Source organism: Agrobacterium vitis (genome assembly GCF_037039395.1).
Classification (GTDB): domain Bacteria; phylum Pseudomonadota; class Alphaproteobacteria; order Rhizobiales; family Rhizobiaceae; genus Allorhizobium; species Allorhizobium vitis_E.
On sequence record NZ_CP146242.1, the window covers coordinates 2375606 to 2394310 of the forward strand.

An 18705-nucleotide genomic window follows, 5' to 3' on the forward strand; every position below is an offset into this window, starting at 1 on the left:
GGTCGTCGCCTCAAGGCCATGGCTGGATTTATCATCACTGTTCTGACCACCTATCTTGGTCTGCTGGCTGTGACGTTCTTTATCGGTCGAATTATTCCAATTGATCCAGTTCTGGCGGTGCTGGGCGACCGGGCTCCGGAATCCATGGTGGAACAGACGCGCCGGGCTATGGGGCTTGATCAGCCGCTCTATTATCAATTCTTCATCTATATCAAGCAGGCCTTGTCGGGTGATTTTGGCACGTCTGTGCTGACCACCAATCCTGTCATGACGGATATTGCCAGGGTCTTTCCGGCAACCATTGAGCTGGCCACAGTCGGTACAATCATTGGCGCGGCGCTTGGTATTCCGCTGGGGGTGCTGGCGGCCGTCAAGCGCGGCAGCTTTGTCGATCAGGTGGTCCGGGTCGTTGGTCTGGTTGGCTATTCTGTGCCAATTTTTTGGCTAGGCCTGCTTGGGCTGTTGGTGTTTTATGCCAAGCTGCAATGGGTTGCCTATCCTGGCCGTCTCGATGTGGTCTATGAATATAGTTTCATGCCCGTCACCGGTTTCTACCTGCTTGATGCGGCCATGCAGGGCCAATGGGATGTGGTCTGGGATCTGTTTCGCCACATCATCCTGCCGGGTGCCCTGCTTGGCTATTTCTCGCTTGCCTATATCAGCCGCATGACGCGGTCTTTCATGCTCAACGAGCTTTCGCAGGAGTATATCACTGCGGCCCGCGCCAAGGGCCTGTCCGAAGCCCGGATCATCTGGTTCCACGCCTTGCGCAATGCCGCTGTGCCGTTGCTGACGGTGATTGCTCTATCTTATGCAGGCCTACTGGAAGGCTCGGTGCTCACAGAGACGATCTTCTCCTGGCCGGGCATCGGCCTCTACATTACCAATTCGCTGCAAAATGCCGATATGAATGCGGTGCTGGGCGGAACCATCATTATCGGTTCGGTGTTCATCGCAATCAACATCCTGTCGGATCTCCTCTACAAAACCCTTGATCCGAGGACGCGCAGCCGATGATGACGACGCCCTCCACGCACGGCACCCTTCGAGACTGGCTGCTGTCGGACCGTCCCCAATCGCGCCGGCAGGCCCGGCTTGGCCGCGCCTATGTGATCTGGCGGCAGTTTTCGGCCAATCGGTTGGCATTGCTTGGCCTTGGCATCATTATCGCGCTCATTCTGGTTGCTGCCTTCGCCAATCTGCTGGCCACCCACAATCCGGTGCAGGGTGATCTTGCCAATGCAAGATTGATGGCACCCGGGACCGGCGGTTTCTGGCTCGGCAGCGACGACCAGGGCCGCGACATCTATTCCCGGCTGATCTACGGGTCGCGGCTGACATTGATGGTGGTGGTGCTGGTGGCAATCATTGCCGCGCCCATCGGTCTGCTGGTCGGCACGGTGGCCGGTTATGCGGGCGGCTGGGTCGATGCGGTACTGATGCGGCTGACCGATATTTTCCTGGCCTTTCCGAAGCTCGTTCTGGCTCTGGCGCTGGTCGCGGCCCTCGGCCCCGGCATCGAAAACGCCATTCTGGCCATCGCCGTCACCTCCTGGCCGCCCTATGCGCGTATTGCCCGGGCAGAAACGCTGACGGTGCGCAATTCCGATTATATCTCTGCCGTCAAGCTGATGGGCGCTTCGCCCTTTCGCATCGTGTTGCGTCACATCATGCCGCTCTGTCTCTCGTCGCTGATCGTCCGCGTTACGCTGGATATGGCGGGCATTATCCTGACGGCTGCCGGTCTCGGTTTCCTGGGCCTTGGCGCCCAGCCGCCCCTGCCGGAATGGGGGGCAATGATTGCCGATGGCCGCCGCTTCATTCTCGATCAATGGTGGGTTGCCGCCATGCCGGGCTTTGCCATCCTGATCGTCAGCCTTGGCTTCAACCTGCTGGGTGATGGCTTGCGCGATGCGCTGGACCCGAAGGAGGCCGGCCAATGAGCGCGCTGCTAACGGTAGACAATCTCAAGGTCAGTTTTCCGACCCGCACGGGTCTGGTGGAAGCCGTGCGCGGCGTGTCCTTCACACTGGGCAAGGAGCGGCTGGGCATTGTCGGCGAATCCGGCTCCGGCAAATCCCAGACCGGGCGGGCGATCATGGGTCTCACCCCCGCCCATGCGCGGATAACCGCCGATCACTTGCATTTCGGCGATACGGATCTGCTGGCGATTTCGGCTTCGAAGCGCCGGGCGCTGCGCGGCAAGCGGATGGCGATGATCCTTCAGGACCCGAAATATTCGCTGAACCCGGTTATGCCGATTGGCAAACAGATCGTCGAGACCTTGTTGACCCATGAGCGGATGACGGGAAAGCAAGCTAGGCACAGGGCGCTGGCCATGCTGGAAGCGGTGCAGATCCGCGATCCCGAACGGGTGTTCAAGCTTTACCCGCATGAGGTTTCCGGCGGCATGGGCCAGCGGGTAATGATCGCCATGATGCTGGTCTGCGGGCCGGAACTGCTGATTGCCGATGAACCGACCTCGGCGCTGGATGTGACAGTGCAGCTGGAAGTGCTCGATATTCTCGACATGCTGGTGCGTGAGCGCGGCATGGGGCTGATTTTCGTCAGCCATGATTTGCGGCTGGTCTCTTCCTTCTGCGACCGGGTGCTGGTGATGTATGCGGGCCGTGTCGTCGAGGAACTGAATGCCGCAAACCTGTCCGAGGCGAAACATCCCTATACCCAGGGTCTGCTGAATTGCCTGCCGCGCCTGGAAGGCAACCAGCATCCGCTGCCGGTCTTGCAGCGTCAGGTGGAGTGGGCTCAATGAGCAAGGCCCTGATTGTTGAAGAGATGGGCGTGCGCTTCGACGAGTTTCTGGCGCTGGACGGTGTCAGCATTGCCGTTGAACAGGGCGAGAGCTTTGGTCTGGTCGGGGAATCCGGCTCGGGAAAATCGACGCTGCTGCGGGCGATTGCCGGGCTGAATACCTTTGAGAGTGGCAAGCTGACTGTCGATGGCAAGAGCTATGACAGCAGGCGGCGCGACAAAAGCTTTTATCGCACCGTACAAATGGTGTTTCAGGACCCATACGGCTCGCTGCATCCGCGCCAGACTGTGGACCGCTTGCTGCTGGAACCTTTGGCCGTGCATGGATTTTCCGATGTCGACAGCCGGATTGCCCGCGCTCTGGATGAGGTTGGCCTCGGTTCCGGCTTCCGCTTCCGGTTTTCGCACCAGCTGTCCGGCGGCCAGCGTCAGCGCATCGCCATTGCTCGTGCCTTGATCGTCGAGCCGAAAATCCTGCTGCTGGATGAGCCAACCTCGGCACTCGACGCCTCAATCCAGGCGGAAATCCTCAACCTCCTCGAACAGGCCCGCAAGGATCGCGGCCTGACCTTCCTGATGGTCAGTCACGATCTGGCTGTTATCAGCCATATGTGCGACCGGCTGGCGGTGATGCGCACCGGGCAGGTGGTGGAAGTCATGGATGTCGAAGCGCTGCGCAGACGCGATGTGCAGGTGGATTATACACGGCAATTGATGGTGGCGAGTGAGGGGTTTCGGCGGAAAGCTGACCGTTAAGATGTTGTCCGGGACCAGACATAGAGCACGTCCGGCTGTTTTTCTTCGTTCTCACCACCGTCCGTCATCAGGTCAGGGGTGAAGCCGTGGTACTCATAAAAGCGTCGTGCATTCTGGTTTTGCTGAAATGTCCAGAGCTTCAGATGGGTTGCATCCGCCATTGCATTGGTGAGTAAGCGTGATCCCATGCCTTTACCGAGATGGTCCGGGTCAATGTAGAGATGGTCGATCCAACCGTCCTTGACTGCGATAAAGCCGCATATCCTGTGGTTTTCAATCGCAACCCGCACAGAATTTTCAGCAAGAACGACGGTTTCAATGAAATGCCGATCTTCCTCGGCAGTGTGCAATTTCGGCAAAAAAACCAACAGGGATCGAGAGCGGGTAAAGACCGAAGCAATGGCATCCGTATCTTGGTTTTCCGCAAGACGAATGTGATCGGCCATCACCCAACCCGCACCCCGCCGCGCCAGATCTGCTTGATGAACGGATGGCCGCCGTGCTGGCCAATCTGCAAGAGGTCGGCGCGCTTGCCCGGCGCGATCTCGCCGCGGTCGTTCAGGCCAGCGGCTTCTGCCGGGGTCTTGGTGACCATGCGGATGGCGGCGGGCAGGTCGTAGGCGAGATCCGGATCGGCGGCGATGGCGAAGGGCGCGTCCAGCAGGGCGCGTGGTACATAATCGGAGGCGAGGATATCGCAAAGGCCTTCGAGCAGCAGATCGCGCACCGCGATATTGCCGGATTGTGAGCCGCCGCGCACGATATTCGGTGCGCCGCCGACAATCTGCATGCCCCGCTTGCGGGCCTCGCGGGCGGCCTCCAGCGTGCAGGGAAATTCGCTGATCGATACGCCTTCGTCCGCCGCCAGATCGACATGCTCGATATCGGTATCGTCATGGCTGAGCAGCGGCTTGTTGTGGCGCTTGGCGATATCCACCACCTGCGGGCGGATCCGGTTGCCAATGGCCTGTTTGGCGGTGATCAGATCCGCAACCCGAGCCGTGGTGACAGCAAGCGCTTCGCCGCGCAATTTCGCGACCTTGGCCAGATAGGTGTCGAGATCCCGTGTCTGGCGGATGCCGGGCAGGTGCTCCATGACAGAGACGACGCGCACCAGAGCATGGCCAATATTGGCTTCCATCAGCGCAGGCGTTTGTTCATCGATCACTTCGCAGCGCAGATGCACGAAATGCTCGGCCCTGAGCATGCCAGCGCTTTGCGCCTTTTCCAGCGCCTCGATCATCGGCCCCAGGATTTCCGCCCGCTCGCTGCCGTCTTCCGCCGCACCGACGCAGAGGCTGTCGAACACGGTGGTAATGCCTGCGCCGATGATTTGCGCGTCATGGGCAAGGGCCGCCGTCGTATAATTCCAGCGGACGTGGTGGCGGGGAAAGACATGCTTTTCGAAATGATCGGTGTGGATATCGACAAGGCCTGGGATCAGCATATCGCCACCAAGATCGATGGCGTCGCTGGCATGGGTTATCGGGCCGATGGCGATGATCTGGCCGTTTTCGATTTCGACCGTGCCGGTCTGTATGCGGTCTGCAAGGACGATGGCGGCATTGGTCAGGACCAGGCGTTTCAAAGGTGTCTTGCCGCTCATGTCCATCCCGATCTCTCCGCTTTTTCTCTCACATAGCATGGTTCAGACGATTCGAGCCGTGCCGCGACAGGCGCGGTGTAAATCTCTGTGATGACCGTTCTATGTCAGCGATCGGAAATCAGACACGAAGATCACGCCAGGCCGGTTGCGAACAGTCGTAAGGCAGGGCTTGCGCTTCATAAACGCCACGGGCGATGGCGCGGGCCATGGTGAGGGTGGCGAGATGGCAAAGCTCCATGAAACTGGCAAGGTCCGGCGGCGGTTTTGCGCCGGTGGCGGCGGCAAACACCGTATCGCCATCGGCAGGCAGATGGGCAGGCAGCAGCGCCCGCGCCAATCCGTCATGGGCCATGATTGACAGGCGGTGGCATTCCGCCTTGGTCAGATCAGCATCGGTGACAATAGCGCCAATGGTGGTGGCGATCGGGTCGCGGCCCTTGAGGCGCAACGCGCTATCATCAGGGCCGAAGGAGGAGGGCATGCCGAGGCCGCCGAATTCACCCTCCTGCTCGAAAGGAGCGGCCCAGAAATGCCGTGACGAACCGATCGTGGCCGTGCCGAGCGCATTGACGGCGACGATGGCCGCCACGGTATGACCGCTGGCGGAGACGGCGCTGGCCGAACCGAGCCCGCCCTTGACGGTGGCAGTGGTGGCGCCTGTTCCAGCCCCGATTGTTCCTAACGGGAAACTGCCCGGTTTGCGGGCCACGAAAGCCTCATAACCCATATCGCGATAGGGGGAGTGGAGGCCCCAGTTCTTGTTGCCGCCATTCAGCAGATCCATCAGGATCGCCTGCGGGACGATGGGGACGTTCATATCACCGACCGGAAATCCCTGGCCAATCTGGCGCAGGCCCGCCTGCACGCCGCCTGCCGCATCCAGCCCAAAGGCGGAGCCGCCCGACAGGACCAGCGCATTGACCTGGGTGACCAGCGACAGCGACGGATCGAGCAAACCCGTTTCACGCCCACCGGGCGCCCCGCCCAGCACCGAGCCGGATGCGGTGGCCGGTTGATCGAAGACGATGACAGTCACCCCGGAGCCGAGCGCCAGATCGGTGGCATGACCGACCGAAAGACCGGCAACATCCGTCAGTAGATTGAGAGAGCCGGGCTTCATGCGTGATGCTCCTTCGGACTGTGTTGCGGAAGATTTGATTTCAATCAAGGACGCACCGGCAAAGGCCAGTAAGTTTGACGCATAAAGCGTTATACCCTGAAGGCGCTCGTAACAAGTTTATACAGTAAATTTAGTGTCTTACGGTTTGATCGATCGTTGGATTCCCGCGCTGTCCGCCCCTTTTTCGAGATTTGAGCTATCCATGCAGAAGCCCCAGAAATTCGCCCTAGCCTTCGTTGTCGTTCTGCTTGCCGCATCCGGCGGCACCTATGCCTATTTGAAATTCGGACGAGCCGATACGCTGCCGTCAGGCATCGTCACCGGCAATGGCCGGATCGAGGCGACCGAGGTCGATATCGCTAGCAAAAGCGCCGGGCGTCTGGTGTCCGTCGAAGTCGGCGAGGGCGATCTGGTCACCAAGGGGCAGGTGCTGGCGCGCATGGATACGGTGGAATTGCAAAGCCAGCTGCGTGCCGCAAAGGCCAAGATCGCCGAAGCCGAACAGAGCCGCGATGCTTCGGCCTTCAAACTGTCCCAGGCGCAGAGCCAGTTCGATCTCGCCGACAAGGATCTGGAGCGCAAGCTGGTTCTGCTTGGCAAGGGCTTCGTTTCCGATCAGGCGGTCGATAGCCAAAGGTTGAGCCGCGACAGTTCCAAGGCGGCGGTCTCGGCGGCCGAGAGCACGTTGAACAGCGTGCAGGCGACCATCGACAATGCCAAGGCGGAGGCCGACCGCATCTCCCAGACCGTTTCCGATGCAACGCTTGTTGCACCGAAGGACGGGCGGGTGCTTTACCGGCTGGCGGAGCCGGGCGAGGTGCTGGCGGCGGGCGGCAAGGTACTGACGGTGCTCGATCTGTCGGATGTCTATATGACGATCTATCTTCCGTCTGCCGACGCCGCCAAAACCGCAATCGGTGCCGAGGGCCGTATCCTGCTCGATATTCTGCCGGACCGGGCCATTCCCGGAACGGTGTCCTTCGTCTCGCCGCAGGCTCAATATACGCCGAAACAGGTGGAGATCCGCAGCGAGCGCGACCGATTGATGTTCCGTGTCAAGATCAGCGCACCGAAGGAACTGGTGAAGCAATATCTGCCGCTGGTCAAAACCGGGATCACTGGTCTCGGCTATGTGAAGACCGATGCGAATGCGGTCTGGCCGGACCGGCTGCAATCCGATCTGACGACAGCGCCTCTCGACCCTTCGGCTTCGAATACCCAACCTTCCGCCAGTAAGCCGTAAGCGGGGCAGCCATGGAAAACGCTGTCGAACTGGCAGGCCTGTCCCATTCCTATGGCAAGCGCCAGGCCTTGAGCGCCATCGACCTTGGCATCGAGGCCGGATCGCGGGTTGCCCTGGTCGGGCCGGATGGGGTGGGCAAATCCACGCTTCTGGCGCTGCTGGCGGGCGCAAAGAAAATCCAGCAAGGCCGGATCACGGCGCTTGGGGCGGATATGGCGAGGGCCGGTGCGCGCACGGAAGTCCAGCCGCGCATTGCCTATATGCCGCAGGGCCTGGGCCGCAATCTTTATCCCAACCTGACCGTCTGCGAGAATATCGACTTCTTCGGTCGGCTGTTTGGGCAGGACGCGACGGAGCGGGCCGGGCGTATCGACCGGCTGCTCAAGTCGACCGGGCTCGATCCGTTCGGTGACCGGTTGATGGGCAAGCTGTCGGGTGGCATGAAGCAGAAGCTCGGCCTGTGCTGCGCCTTGGTGCACGATCCCGATCTCCTGCTGCTCGACGAGCCGACGACCGGTGTCGATCCCTTGTCGCGACGGCAATTCTGGGATCTGGTGGAGAGCATCCAGGCCTCGCGGCCCGGCCTGACCATTATCACCGCCACATCAGATATGGACGAGGCGAGCCGGTTCCAGCGCGTGGTTCTGCTCCATGAGGGCCGTACTCTGGCGGATGGCACCTGCGAGGCGCTGCTGCAACAAACCGGGCAGAAGACCCTGGAGCAGGCCTTCATCGCGCTTTTGCCGGATGCGGCAAAACAGGGCTATGGCGATCCGCCGCCCAGGCTTGCCTTCGTGGACCGGGGCGAGGTTGCCATCGAGGCCAAGGAGTTGACCCGTTCATTCGGTGCTTTTACCGCCGTCGATCATGTCAGCTTCCGCATTCCCAAGGGTGAAATTTTCGGTTTCCTCGGTTCGAATGGCTGCGGAAAATCCACCACCATGAAAATGCTGACCGGGCTTTTGCCTGCCAGTAGCGGCGAGGCGCGGCTGTTTGGCCAGCCGGTCGATGCCAAGACGGGCGCTGGCGATGTCGATGCCCGCCGTCAGGTCGGTTACATGTCGCAGGGCTTTTCGCTCTATGGCGAATTGACGGTGCAGCAGAATCTCAACCTGCATGCAGCGATTTTCGACCTGACGGGAGCGGCGGCCAAGGCGCGGATCGAGACCTTGGCGCATGAGTTCGGTCTTCAGCCCTATTTGCAGTTCCTGTCGAGCGATCTGCTGCTTGGAGTGCGCCAGCGCCTGCAACTGGCCGTGGCGCTGATCCATCAGCCCGATATCCTGATCCTCGACGAGCCGACATCCGGCGTCGATCCGCTGGCGCGTGACGGGTTCTGGAATGATCTGGTGGAACAGTCGCGGCAAAACGGCGTGACGATTTTCGTGTCCACCCATTTCATGGCCGAAGCCGAGCGCTGCGACCGCATCGCCTTCATGCATGCCGGCAAGGTGATTGCCTGCGGTACGCCACAAGAGCTTAAAGAGCAGACCGGCAGCGCCAGCCTGGACGATGCCTTCATCGCCTTCATGAAGGCGGGAGGGCGGCAGGAAAGCCTGACTGACGCAGCAACCCAGCCGCAAACCGGTGCCGCGACGGAGGCCGAGAACTCTGCCGGCGCCCTGGTAAAAAAGGGGTTTTCGCCTGCCCGGCTGATGGCCTATGCGCGGCGCGAGGCGATGGAACTGATGCGCGACAAGATCCGGCTCGGTTTCGCCCTGGCTGGCACGGCGCTGCTGATGCTGATTTTCGGCTACGGCCTGACGCTGGATGTCGATCACCTGCGGTTTGCCGTGCTTGACCGCGACCAGAGTGCCGAAAGCCGGGCCTATATTGATGCCTATGCGTCCTCCTCCGCCTTCACCTTGCAACCCGCCATCTCCGATGAAGCCGGGATGTTGTCGCGGCTGAAGGCCAATGACATCATGCTGGCGCTGGATATACCCGAGAAATTCGGCGCCGATCTGCGGGCGGGCAAGCGGCCAAACGTGCTGGCCATGCTGGATGGTGCCATGCCCTTCCGGGCTGAGACGGCGCTCGGCTATGTCTCGGGCGCTCACCAGCGGTTCTTGCAGGAGATTGTCCGTCAATCGGGCGGAACGATCCGGTCGGTGGCTGGCGTGGAAATGCGCTATCGCTACAACCAGGCTTTTCTCAGCCTGAATGCCATGGTGCCAGCGGTCATCGCCTTGCTGCTGGTGTTCATTCCTTCGATCCTGACGGCGCTCGGCGTTGTCTCGGAAAAGGAAATGGGATCGATCAGCAATCTCTACGTGACGCCGGTGACCAAGCTGGAATTTCTGCTGGGCAAGCAATTGCCCTATGTGGCCATCGGCTTCATCAATTTCCTGATGATGTTCCTGCTGGCCGTCTGGCTGTTCGGCGTGCCGTTGAAAGGCTCGCTTGCCGGTCTATCGGTCGCTGCCTTCGTCTATGTGCTGGCGACGACGTCGATCGGTATTTTAAGTTCCACCTTCACCTCGACCCAGGTAGCAGCCCTGTTCGTCACCGCCATCGGCACGATGATGCCCGGCACCCAGTTTTCCGGCCTGTTGCAGCCGGTGTCGTCGCTCCAAGGCATGGGCCACGCCATCGGCCTGGTGTTTCCCACCACCTATTTCATGCGCGCCAGCGTCGGGGCTTTCACCAAGGGGCTGGGCTTTGTCGAGCTGATGGGTTTCGTCTGGCCGCTGGCTCTGTTCTGGATTGGTGCCATCGGGCTTGGCTGGTCGCTGTTGCGCAAGCAGGAAAGGTAGAGGATATGGATCTTCGCACGGTATTTGCCCTGTTTCGCAAGGAACTGATCGGGCTTTTGCGCGACAAGGTGCTGATGGCGATGGTCATCTATGCCTTCAGTCTGGCGATCTATACCCAGGCGACCGGACTTTCCCACGATCTGCGCAATGCGACGCTGGCCGTGGTGGACCGTGACATGTCGCAATTGTCCTCTTCCATTCTCGACGGGCTGATGCCGCCGCGCTTTCAAAAGCCGGTGGCAATCGCGCCCCAGGATATCGACCGCGCCATGGATCAGGCGCGCTACACCTTTGTGCTGGATATTCCCGAACGCTTCGAGGCCGATGTTCTCTCGGGGCGTAGCCCCTCGGTGCAGTTGCTGATCGACGCGACCGCGTTGATGCAGGCGGGGGTGGGTTCGAGCACGATTCAACAGATCGTCAGCCAACAGGTCGGGCTTTATGCCCAGCGCGTTGGCGTCTCAAGCACTCAGGCGGTGACGGTGGAAACGCGGCTTGCCTTCAATCAATCGCTGAATTCGGATTGGTTTTCCGGCACGATGGCGCTGATCAGCAATATTACCATGCTGGCCATCCTGCTGGCAGGCGCTGCTTTGGTGCGTGAGCGGGAACACGGCACGCTGGAACACCTGCTGGTCATGCCGGTCAGGCCTATCGAAATCATGGTCAGCAAGCTTGCGGCCAATGGTCTGGTCATTCTGGTGATGACGCTGGTTGCCATCGTCACCGTGTTGGTCAAGGTGCTCGGCATGCGCATCACCGGTTCGCTGACGCTCTACATGGCAGGAGTGGCGCTCTACCTGTTCTTCGTCACCTCGTTCGGTCTGTTTTTAGGGACGCTGGCCCGCAGCATGCCGCAACTGGCGCTGCTGTTCATCCTCACCGCTTTGCCGATGAATATCCTGTCGGGCGGGTTCACACCGCTGGAAAGCCAGCCGCAATGGTTGCAAAACGCCATGCAGGTCTCACCCTCGACCCATTTCGTCGCCTTTTCGCAGGCCATTCTCTATCGTGGGGCTGGCTTCGATGTGGTCTGGCCGCAGTTCTCCGCGACGTTCGGCATCGGTCTGGTGTTCTTCCTGTTCAGTCTCAGCCGGTTCAGGACGTTCATCGCCGCGCAGCAGTGAATGAACGTCCTTGAGCGGATAAAGATCAGCGCTTCATCGAGCGCGGATCGAGCGCATCGCGGATGCCATCGCCGATATAGTTGACGCTGAGCACGGTGAGCGAAATCGCCAGACCCGGCCAGATGGCGCGGGCAGGGGTGATTTGCAGGAAGTTCACACCGTCATAGAGCAAACGGCCCCAGGTGGGAAAATCGGAGGGAAAGCCGAGGCCAAGGAAGCTCAGCGCCGATTCCGTGATGATCGCCGAAGCGATGCCGAGCGTTGCCGACACCATGACCGAGCTGAGCACATTGGGGATGATATGCTTGAGGATCACCCGGTATTCGCGCATGCCGCTCGCCTTGGCGGCCAGCACGAATTCCTGGTTCTTCACCGTCAGCACATCGCCGCGCACGATGCGGGCGGTGTGCATCCAGCTGGTAATGCCGATGACGAAGACGATCAGGATGAAAATCCCGGCCTCCGGGCCGAAGGCGGCGCGCAGCACATCGCGAAACAGCATGGTGATGACCAAGAGCAGCGGCAGGATCGGCAGAGCCAGGAACAGGTCGGTGATGCGCATCAACGGCCCGTCGATCCGCTTGAAATAGCCTGAGAGGACACCGACCAACGTGCCGACGAACAGCGAAATCAGCATGGCCACCATGCCGACCGCCAGCGAGATCTGCCCACCAGCCAGGACCTGCGCAAACAGATCATGGCCAAGATTGTCGGTGCCGAAGGGATGCACCCAGGACGGTCCCTGGTTCTTGTCGCGGATATTAAGCTTGTTGGGATCGACGCGGTGGATCAAAGGTCCGACATAGACGGCCAGAACGATCAGCACGAAGACGGCAAGGCCGATCACCCCGCCGGTATGGCGGCGGAACTGGCCCCAGAGCTGGGCGCTGAAGGATTGCGAGCGGTCGGCTTTGGCCTGGGTGGCGAGGGTGGGCGCATCAGTCATAGCGGATCCTCGGATCGAGAATGCCGTACAACACGTCGGCAATAAGATTGAAGAGTACGATCAGCACGGCGAAGATGAAGGTCAGCGTCTGCACCAGCGGCAGGTCGCCGCTCTGGATGGCGGTGATCAGCAATTGGCCAAGACCGTTGACCCGGAAAATCTGCTCGGTGATGATCGCGCCGGAAAAGATTGTCGGCACGCCGAGCGCAATCACGGTCACGACAGGGATCAGGCTGTTGCGCAGCACATGCACCAGCAGCACGGTCTTTTCCTTGACGCCCTTGGCACGCGCGGTGCGCACATAGTCCTGGTGCAGATTATCCAGCATGGAAGCGCGCACGAAACGGCTGATCTGCGAGGTATTATAAAGCGTCAGCACCATGACCGGCAGCACCATCTGCTTGACCTGGGCAACGAAGCTTGTCCAATCCACGACCTGGAGATTGGTATCGTAGACCGAGGGAAACCAGTGCAGGGTCGAGGAGAAGATCACGATCAGCAGTACGCCGGTAAAGAAGGTCGGCACGGAATAGCCGACCATGGAAACGAAGGTGCCGATCTGGTCGAAGATCGAATATTGCTTGTAGGCTGAGATAACGCCAAGCGGAATGGCCAGCAGCACGCCGAACACATAGGACAGGCCGACAACCCAGAGTGTCTGTGGCATGCGCTGGACGATCAGATCGACGACGGGGCTGCGGGTGGTCCACGACAGGACCCGCAGGCGCTGGCCGGAGCCGACGGTCAGGCCGGTGATCTGCTCGAAAATATTCAGCGGTTCATTGATGAAGAACTGCTTCAGCCACAGGAAGAAGCGGACAATCATCGGCTGGTCGAGGCCAAGGGCGGCGCGCATCTGTTCGCGCACTTCCGGCGGGATCGTCAGCGGCAAATCACCGAGCGGATTGTTGGGCGCCATCGCCAGCAGCGCGAAAATGATGAAGCTGATGATCAGCAGGGTCGGGATGGCAAACAGCAATCGCCGGATCGTATAGGTAAACATTATTTTTTATCTCCGGGCGCGCCAGGGAGGAGAGACAAAGCTGGAACGGGGCGTCGGCGCCCAGGGGGTGCCGACAACCGCCAGCTCACCGGACCCGTGTCATGCGGGCCCGGCAAGGCGCTGTTACTTGGTGCGCGACCAGTCGGCGATGTTCCACAACTCGCTGTCCCAGCCAGTCATCTTGATGCCCTTCAGACTTGCAGCAAAGGCCGAAGGCTGACCGCGATAGACGAGCGGCAGATGCGCGCCGGCTTCCGTCAGCATGTCGTTGAGCTTCTTGACGATCTCGACGCGCTCTTCGATCTTGGCGGTCTGGGAAAGCTTGGTAACGAGCTTGTCATAGTCTGGGTTGCAATAGCGCGGCATGTTCTGACCCTGCCAGCCGTTTGCCGGGCTTGGGATCTTGTCGCACATCCATTCGGCCATATAGGCTTCCGGATCGGTGCCGTCGAAATTGTTGGTGTACATTTCCACGTCGGCGTAGAATTTCTGGTAGGTGTCCGGGCTGGACGGATCGCCGCCGAAGAACACCGAGGCCGAGACGTTGCGCAGTTCAGCGCCAACGCCGATCTGCGACCACATATCCTTGACCAGTGCCTGGGTGCCCTGGCGGACGGAATTGGTCGAGGTCAGGTAGAGGAAGTTCAGCTTGACGCCGTTCTTGGCGCGAATGCCGTCAGAGCCCTTTTTCCAGCCGGCATCGTCCAGCAGCTTGTTGGCGCCGTCGATATCCTGCTTCAGGCACCAGTCATTGGTGGTGGAGACATAGATATCCGGGCCGGGGACGATGTTGCAGGTCGGCTTGCCGGCGAGGCCATAGCCAGCCTCGACAATCACGTCGCGGTCGATGGCCATGGAGAGCGCCTTGCGCACGGCCGGGTCGGACAAGGCGGGATGTGGTCCACCTTCCTTGGTGGAGCGCTTGTCGCCCAGCGCCGGATCGGGATTGGTGAAATTGAGGTTGATACGCTCGACCTGGCTACCGAAAGCGGTGATGATCTTGCCCTTGCCGGCAGCTTCCATGGTTGCCAGCACTTCAGGCTCGACCTGCATGTTCCAGGCATAGTCATATTCGCCGGTTTCCATCACGGCGCGGGCCGCTGACAGCGCATCGCCGCCGCCCTTCAGCGTTGCGGTTGCAAAGGCGGGCTTGGCCGGATCGCGGTAGTTTTCATTGGCCGTGAAGGTGATCACGTCGTTCGGCTTGAATTCCTTGACCTTGAAGGGACCGGTGCCGATAGGGGCAAAGTTGGCAGCCGTGCATTCCGGCGCCTTGGGGCCGAGGCAATCCTTGAACTGGGCCTTCTGGATGATCGGTGCCTGCGAGCCGACAAAAGCCGAATAGGGATAGGGCTTTGGCGAGGTGAACGTCACCTTGATGGTCTGCGGATCAATCGCTTCGACGCTCTTTACGCCATCGTATTTCTGCTTCTGGGCGCAACCGCCGCCGTCTGCCGTGCAATATTGCCAGGTGAAGATCACGTCATCGGCGGTAACCGGCGTGCCATCCGACCACTTGATGCCGTTCGACAGTTTCCAGGTGATGGTGGTCAGGTCCTTGGAGACGCCGCCGTTTTCCACGGTCGGGATGGTGTCGACCAGCTTGGGAACCAGTTCGCCTTTTTCGTCGAAGCCGGCCAGCGGCTCGATGACGATGGAGGATGCATATTGTTCCTTGGTGCCACCGGACAGATAGATGTTCATGGTGGACACGGCCTGCCAGAAAAGCAGTTTCAGATCGCCATCACTGCCGCGCTGGGCCATGGCTGGCGCGCCCGTCATCATCAATGACGCGACGGATGCCGCCAGAATCAACCGGATGTTACGCATGGTTTGCTGTTCCCTTGTTAATCTCGTGGTCGAGAGTTTTCTTCTGGCAGCGTAAGCAAGGACGCTGCCAATTTTCCCCATTGCCTCAATGGCATTGAATTTAAAGAGTATACGGCCCTATGATCCCCTCTGGGCCTGGTCGGATTGCCTGTCCTGATTATTGGTTTGCCCAAATTTTGGGCTATAAAATCACAAGCTTATTTTTCATTCAAGATGGAAAATGCGAGACCGTGCATCAACTGTGGATAGGGTGCGGGCCACGGTACCCTTCACAAGGTACCATTCAGCGGCAAGGCGCTTCGGACATGCTGGCGTCACTGGCGCCAGCATGTCGCGTGTCAATATGCAGTTCTTATCATGGACCTTACTTGCTACGGGTCCAATCCGCAACATTCCACAACTGTGAATCCCACGGATTGAGCTTTGCACCCTTCAGCGTGTTCGAGATGGCCGAGGGTTCACCGCGATTGACCAGCGGAATGACCAGGCCGTCATTGACGATCATGTCATTCAATGTGCGGACCAGTTCGGCGCGTTTTTCGGTACCGGAGGTCCTGCGCAGCTCCCCTACCAGCTTGTCATAGGCCGGATCGCAGTAGCGGGCGATGTTTTCACCCTGCCAGTTGTTGGCGGGAGTGGGGATCTTTTCGCAGGTGAAGCCGCCCATGAATTTCTCCGGATCGGTGCTTTCAAAGCCGCTGGCATACATTTGCACGTCGGCATAGAACTTCTGGTAGGTGTCGGGGCTGGCCGGGTCGCCGCCGAAGAACACTGAAGCGGAGACATTGCGCAATTCGGTTTCGACGCCGATCTGCGACCACATGTCCTTGACCAGAACCTGCGTGCCCTGGCGCACCGAATTGGTAGTGCTCAGGAACAGGAAGGACAGTTTGCGACCGTCTTTTGCGCGGATGCCGTCGGGGCCTTTTTTCCAGCCGGCTTCGTCCAATAGCCTGTTGGCCCCTTCAAGATCTTGGCGTCCGCACCAGGTCTTGGCCTTGGAGGCGAAAATATCCGGGGCCGGAATGATGTTGCAGGTCGGCTGGCCGGCAGCGCCATAGCCTGCCTCAACGATCACGTCGCGGTCGATGGCGAGCGCCAGCGCCCGGCGCACCCTGGGGTCTGACAGGGCTGGATGAGGACCGGCCTCCTTGGTGGAGCGTTTGGCGCCGAGAGCCGCATCGACGGCATAGGGGTTGAGTTGGATGCGCTCAACCGTGGAGCTGAAGGCCGAGGTCATGGTGCCCTTGCCGGCTTTCAGCATGGATTCCGTTACTTCCGGCTCTACCACCGTATTCCAGGCAAAATCATATTCGCCGGTTTCCAGCACGGCGCGGGCCGCCGACATCGCATCGCCGCCACCTTTCAGGGTGATGCTCGCAAAAGCCGGCTTGGCCGGATCGCGGTAGCGCGGATTGGCGTCAAACAGCACGACGTCATTGGCTTTGAAATCCCGGACGATAAAGGGTCCGGTGCCATGCGGCTTGAAATTGGCTTCGGTGCATTGCGGTGCTTTTTCGCCCAGGCAATCCTTGAACTGGGATTGCTGGATAATTGGCGAGAGCTGGCCGACAAAGGCACTGTAGGGAAAGGGTTTGGGAGCGTCGAAGGTCACCTTCACGGTCAGCGGGTCGATGGCCTCCACCGATTTTACCCCGTCGAACTTGGCCGCCTGGGCGCAGCCGCCGCCGGGCGCCATGCAATATTTCCAGGTGAACACCACGTCATCGGCGCTGACAGTGCCGCCGTCCGACCAGGTCAGGCCTGGTTTCAATTTCCAGGTGATGGACGTCATGTCCTTGGCGATGCCGCCGTTGTCAACAGTGGGGATTTCGGCAGCAAGCCGGGTAAACAGATTGCCCTGCTCATCGAAACCGGCCAGCGGTTCGATCACCATCGAGGCGGCATAGACTTCCTTGCTGCCGCCCGAAAGATAGGGATTGAGATTGGAGACGGCCTGCCAGAACAGGATCTTTACGTCGCCGTCCGTGCCGCGTGCGGCTATGGCAGGGGTGCTGACAAGCGCACCCGTCGCTACGAAAATGGCGGCTGCCGATAGCGCCCTTAAGGGGCTGTTATATGTCATGGTTGCCGTGTCCTGCTTTGATTGAGATGATCGCATTGCTTCGCAGCGCGGCGCCCAGAGTCAAGAACGCAGAGGTTTAATCTACTAAAATAATAGACAAGATGACGGAGCGCTTTGGTGCCCAAGCGTGGCCCGGCGCAATGATTTGATTAAGTTTTGAGCCGCTACCATTTCAGGCTATTTTTTGTTCATTCATTGCATTTGCGACTTGCAAAACGCTAAAGTTGATGAACAGTATGCCATCGAAAATCGGATGGGAACAGCAAAAAGAGGTCATTCATGCCCATTTTGAACCGTGCCAGCGCCTTGCAGGAAGAGGTCGCAGGCTGGCGGCGCCATTTGCACCAGACACCGGAGCTGTTGTTCGATGTGCATCAGACAGCAGCTTTCGTCACGCAGAAGCTGAAGGAATTCGGTTGCGACGTGGTGGAAACAGGCATTGGCAGAACGGGTGTCGTCGGCATCATCAAGGGCAATCGCGGCGAGGGCACCACCATTGGCATGCGTGCCGACATGGATGCCTTGCCGATCACCGAAATCACCGGTGCGCCATGGGCCTCGACGGTGCCGGGCAAGATGCATGCCTGCGGCCATGACGGCCACACCGCCATGTTGCTGGGCGCGGCGAAGCACCTGGCCGAAACCCGCAATTTCGCGGGCTCGGTTGCGGTGATCTTCCAGCCAGCAGAAGAAGGCGGCGGCGGTGGTCTTGCCATGGTGCAGGACGGAATGATGGACAGGTTCGGCATTTCCCAGGTGTTCGGAATGCACAATGCGCCGGGCGTGCCGCTTGGCGATTTCGCCATTCGCAAGGGGTCGCTGATGGCGGCGTCCGATACGTTCGAGATTGTCATCAAGGGCAAGGGCAGCCATGCCGCCCAGCCACATATGTCGGTCGATCCGGTCCTGGTTTCGGCGCATGTGATCATTGCCTTGCAATCGATCGTGTCGCGCGGCGTCGATCCGCTGGAATCGCTGGTCATCAGCGTCACCACCACCCATGGCGGCGATGCCTATAATGTCATTCCGATGGATGTGACCCTGACCGGCACTGTGCGGACTCTGCTGCCACAGATCCGCGATTTTGCCGAAAAGCGCGTGCAGGAAGTGGCAAGTGCCACGGCCATGGCGCACGGCGCTATCGCTGAAGTGCATTATCACCGGGGCTATCCGGTCACCTTCAATCACGCGCAAGAGACGGAGTTTGCCGCGTCGGTTGCCGCCAGGATCTCCGGTGAAAATCGGGTGAAGACCGACATGGCGCCGAAAATGGGCGCCGAGGATTTTTCCTATATGCTGGAAAGCCGTCCGGGCGCCTTCATTTTCCTAGGGGTCGGCGATACGGCCAATCTTCACCACCCGGCCTATGACTTCAATGACGAGGCTATTCCCTACGGCATCAGCTATTGGGTGGAATTGGCCGAAACCGGTTTGGCAGCCTGACTGGCTGTCTCCCGTGT

Annotated in this window: 15 protein-coding genes; 8 read left to right on the forward strand and 7 right to left on the reverse strand. The window is 59.9% G+C overall.

The genetic code is table 11. The annotated features are described in order from the left end of the window. The first annotated feature begins 18 nt into the window (after window positions 1-18). From V6582_RS13585 to V6582_RS13600, 4 genes are read left to right on the forward strand one after another with little or no spacing between them, the layout of a single operon-like run. Window positions 19-1017 carry an ABC transporter permease gene (locus V6582_RS13585; RefSeq protein ID WP_156631851.1) on the forward strand — a complete coding sequence of 333 codons (999 nt, stop codon included), beginning with the start codon at window positions 19-21 and terminating at the stop codon, window positions 1015-1017. Beyond that, a complete protein-coding gene (locus V6582_RS13590; protein WP_420360183.1) occupies window positions 1014-1943 on the forward strand; it encodes an ABC transporter permease in 930 nt (309 codons plus the stop codon). The genes V6582_RS13585 and V6582_RS13590 overlap by 4 nt, the downstream gene beginning before the upstream one ends. Further along, window positions 1940-2773, forward strand: a complete 834-nt coding sequence (locus V6582_RS13595; RefSeq protein ID WP_156631746.1) for an ABC transporter ATP-binding protein — start codon at window positions 1940-1942, stop codon at window positions 2771-2773. The genes V6582_RS13590 and V6582_RS13595 overlap by 4 nt, the downstream gene beginning before the upstream one ends. Next, window positions 2770-3528: an ABC transporter ATP-binding protein gene (locus tag V6582_RS13600; RefSeq protein WP_156631747.1), complete on the forward strand. Its 759-nt coding sequence runs from the start codon at window positions 2770-2772 to the stop codon at window positions 3526-3528. The genes V6582_RS13595 and V6582_RS13600 overlap by 4 nt, the downstream gene beginning before the upstream one ends. On the opposite strand, the gene V6582_RS13605 is transcribed toward V6582_RS13600, so the two are convergent. The 3 genes from V6582_RS13605 to V6582_RS13615 form a co-directional block, all read right to left on the reverse strand. Beyond that, window positions 3525-3974, reverse strand: a complete 450-nt coding sequence (locus V6582_RS13605; RefSeq protein ID WP_156631748.1) for a GNAT family N-acetyltransferase — start codon at window positions 3972-3974, stop codon at window positions 3525-3527. The genes V6582_RS13600 and V6582_RS13605 overlap by 4 nt on opposite strands. Further along, on the reverse strand, window positions 3974-5134 hold the full coding sequence (locus V6582_RS13610) for an alpha-D-ribose 1-methylphosphonate 5-triphosphate diphosphatase (RefSeq protein ID WP_234889666.1): 1161 nt from the start codon (window positions 5132-5134) through the stop codon (window positions 3974-3976). The genes V6582_RS13605 and V6582_RS13610 overlap by 1 nt, the downstream gene beginning before the upstream one ends. 118 nt (window positions 5135-5252) lie before the next feature. Further along, on the reverse strand, window positions 5253-6254 hold the full coding sequence (locus V6582_RS13615) for a P1 family peptidase (RefSeq protein WP_156631750.1): 1002 nt from the start codon (window positions 6252-6254) through the stop codon (window positions 5253-5255). 202 nt (window positions 6255-6456) lie between these two features. Here V6582_RS13615 and V6582_RS13620 point away from each other — a divergent pair, with 202 nt between their 5' ends. From V6582_RS13620 to V6582_RS13630, 3 genes are read left to right on the forward strand one after another with little or no spacing between them, the layout of a single operon-like run. Beyond that, window positions 6457-7497: an HlyD family secretion protein gene (locus V6582_RS13620; RefSeq protein WP_156631751.1), complete on the forward strand. Its 1041-nt coding sequence runs from the start codon at window positions 6457-6459 to the stop codon at window positions 7495-7497. Between the two features lie 11 nt (window positions 7498-7508). Continuing rightward, window positions 7509-10253, forward strand: a complete 2745-nt coding sequence (gene rbbA, locus V6582_RS13625; RefSeq protein ID WP_156631752.1) for a ribosome-associated ATPase/putative transporter RbbA — start codon at window positions 7509-7511, stop codon at window positions 10251-10253. A gap of 5 nt (window positions 10254-10258) precedes the next feature. Then, window positions 10259-11380: an ABC transporter permease gene (locus tag V6582_RS13630; protein ID WP_197434371.1), complete on the forward strand. Its 1122-nt coding sequence runs from the start codon at window positions 10259-10261 to the stop codon at window positions 11378-11380. Window positions 11381-11405: 25 nt separating this feature from the next. On the opposite strand, the gene V6582_RS13635 is transcribed toward V6582_RS13630, so the two are convergent. The 4 genes from V6582_RS13635 to V6582_RS13650 all read right to left on the reverse strand — a co-directional run bounded on the left by V6582_RS13635 (window position 11406) and on the right by V6582_RS13650 (window position 17245). Beyond that, entirely contained in the window at window positions 11406-12326 is a 921-nt protein-coding gene (locus tag V6582_RS13635; RefSeq protein ID WP_156631753.1) for an ABC transporter permease, read from the reverse strand. Continuing rightward, the gene (locus V6582_RS13640; protein WP_015917205.1) at window positions 12319-13329 is read right to left on the reverse strand and encodes an ABC transporter permease; all 1011 of its coding nucleotides are present in this window, start codon (window positions 13327-13329) and stop codon (window positions 12319-12321) included. Before V6582_RS13640 ends, V6582_RS13635 begins: the two co-directional genes overlap by 8 nt. Before the next feature lie 123 nt (window positions 13330-13452). Further along, window positions 13453-15159, reverse strand: coding sequence for a peptide ABC transporter substrate-binding protein (locus tag V6582_RS13645; protein WP_156631754.1), 1707 nt, complete (start codon window positions 15157-15159; stop codon window positions 13453-13455). Window positions 15160-15523: 364 nt separating this feature from the next. Continuing rightward, on the reverse strand, window positions 15524-17245 hold the full coding sequence (locus V6582_RS13650) for a peptide ABC transporter substrate-binding protein (RefSeq protein WP_156631755.1): 1722 nt from the start codon (window positions 17243-17245) through the stop codon (window positions 15524-15526). A gap of 279 nt (window positions 17246-17524) precedes the next feature. Between V6582_RS13650 and V6582_RS13655 the strand changes: the two genes are divergently transcribed. Further along, window positions 17525-18688: a M20 aminoacylase family protein gene (locus V6582_RS13655; RefSeq protein ID WP_070166908.1), complete on the forward strand. Its 1164-nt coding sequence runs from the start codon at window positions 17525-17527 to the stop codon at window positions 18686-18688. Window positions 18689-18705: the final 17 nt, after the last annotated feature.

What these genes read in the sequence shown, in the direction of transcription:
- V6582_RS13585 (WP_156631851.1), top strand. Translation starts at nt 19, where the DNA reads ATGGCTGGATTTATCATCACTGTTCTGACCACCTATCTTGGTCTGCTG.
- V6582_RS13590 (WP_420360183.1), top strand. Translation starts at nt 1,014, where the DNA reads ATGATGACGACGCCCTCCACGCACGGCACCCTTCGAGACTGGCTGCTG.
- V6582_RS13595 (WP_156631746.1), top strand. Translation starts at nt 1,940, where the DNA reads ATGAGCGCGCTGCTAACGGTAGACAATCTCAAGGTCAGTTTTCCGACC.
- V6582_RS13600 (WP_156631747.1), top strand. Translation starts at nt 2,770, where the DNA reads ATGAGCAAGGCCCTGATTGTTGAAGAGATGGGCGTGCGCTTCGACGAG.
- V6582_RS13605 (WP_156631748.1), bottom strand. Translation starts at nt 3,974, where the DNA reads ATGGCCGATCACATTCGTCTTGCGGAAAACCAAGATACGGATGCCATT.
- V6582_RS13610 (WP_234889666.1), bottom strand. Translation starts at nt 5,134, where the DNA reads ATGAGCGGCAAGACACCTTTGAAACGCCTGGTCCTGACCAATGCCGCC.
- V6582_RS13615 (WP_156631750.1), bottom strand. Translation starts at nt 6,254, where the DNA reads ATGAAGCCCGGCTCTCTCAATCTACTGACGGATGTTGCCGGTCTTTCG.
- V6582_RS13620 (WP_156631751.1), top strand. Translation starts at nt 6,457, where the DNA reads ATGCAGAAGCCCCAGAAATTCGCCCTAGCCTTCGTTGTCGTTCTGCTT.
- rbbA (WP_156631752.1), top strand. Translation starts at nt 7,509, where the DNA reads ATGGAAAACGCTGTCGAACTGGCAGGCCTGTCCCATTCCTATGGCAAG.
- V6582_RS13630 (WP_197434371.1), top strand. Translation starts at nt 10,259, where the DNA reads ATGGATCTTCGCACGGTATTTGCCCTGTTTCGCAAGGAACTGATCGGG.
- V6582_RS13635 (WP_156631753.1), bottom strand. Translation starts at nt 12,326, where the DNA reads ATGACTGATGCGCCCACCCTCGCCACCCAGGCCAAAGCCGACCGCTCG.
- V6582_RS13640 (WP_015917205.1), bottom strand. Translation starts at nt 13,329, where the DNA reads ATGTTTACCTATACGATCCGGCGATTGCTGTTTGCCATCCCGACCCTG.
- V6582_RS13645 (WP_156631754.1), bottom strand. Translation starts at nt 15,159, where the DNA reads ATGCGTAACATCCGGTTGATTCTGGCGGCATCCGTCGCGTCATTGATG.
- V6582_RS13650 (WP_156631755.1), bottom strand. Translation starts at nt 17,245, where the DNA reads ATGACATATAACAGCCCCTTAAGGGCGCTATCGGCAGCCGCCATTTTC.
- V6582_RS13655 (WP_070166908.1), top strand. Translation starts at nt 17,525, where the DNA reads ATGCCCATTTTGAACCGTGCCAGCGCCTTGCAGGAAGAGGTCGCAGGC.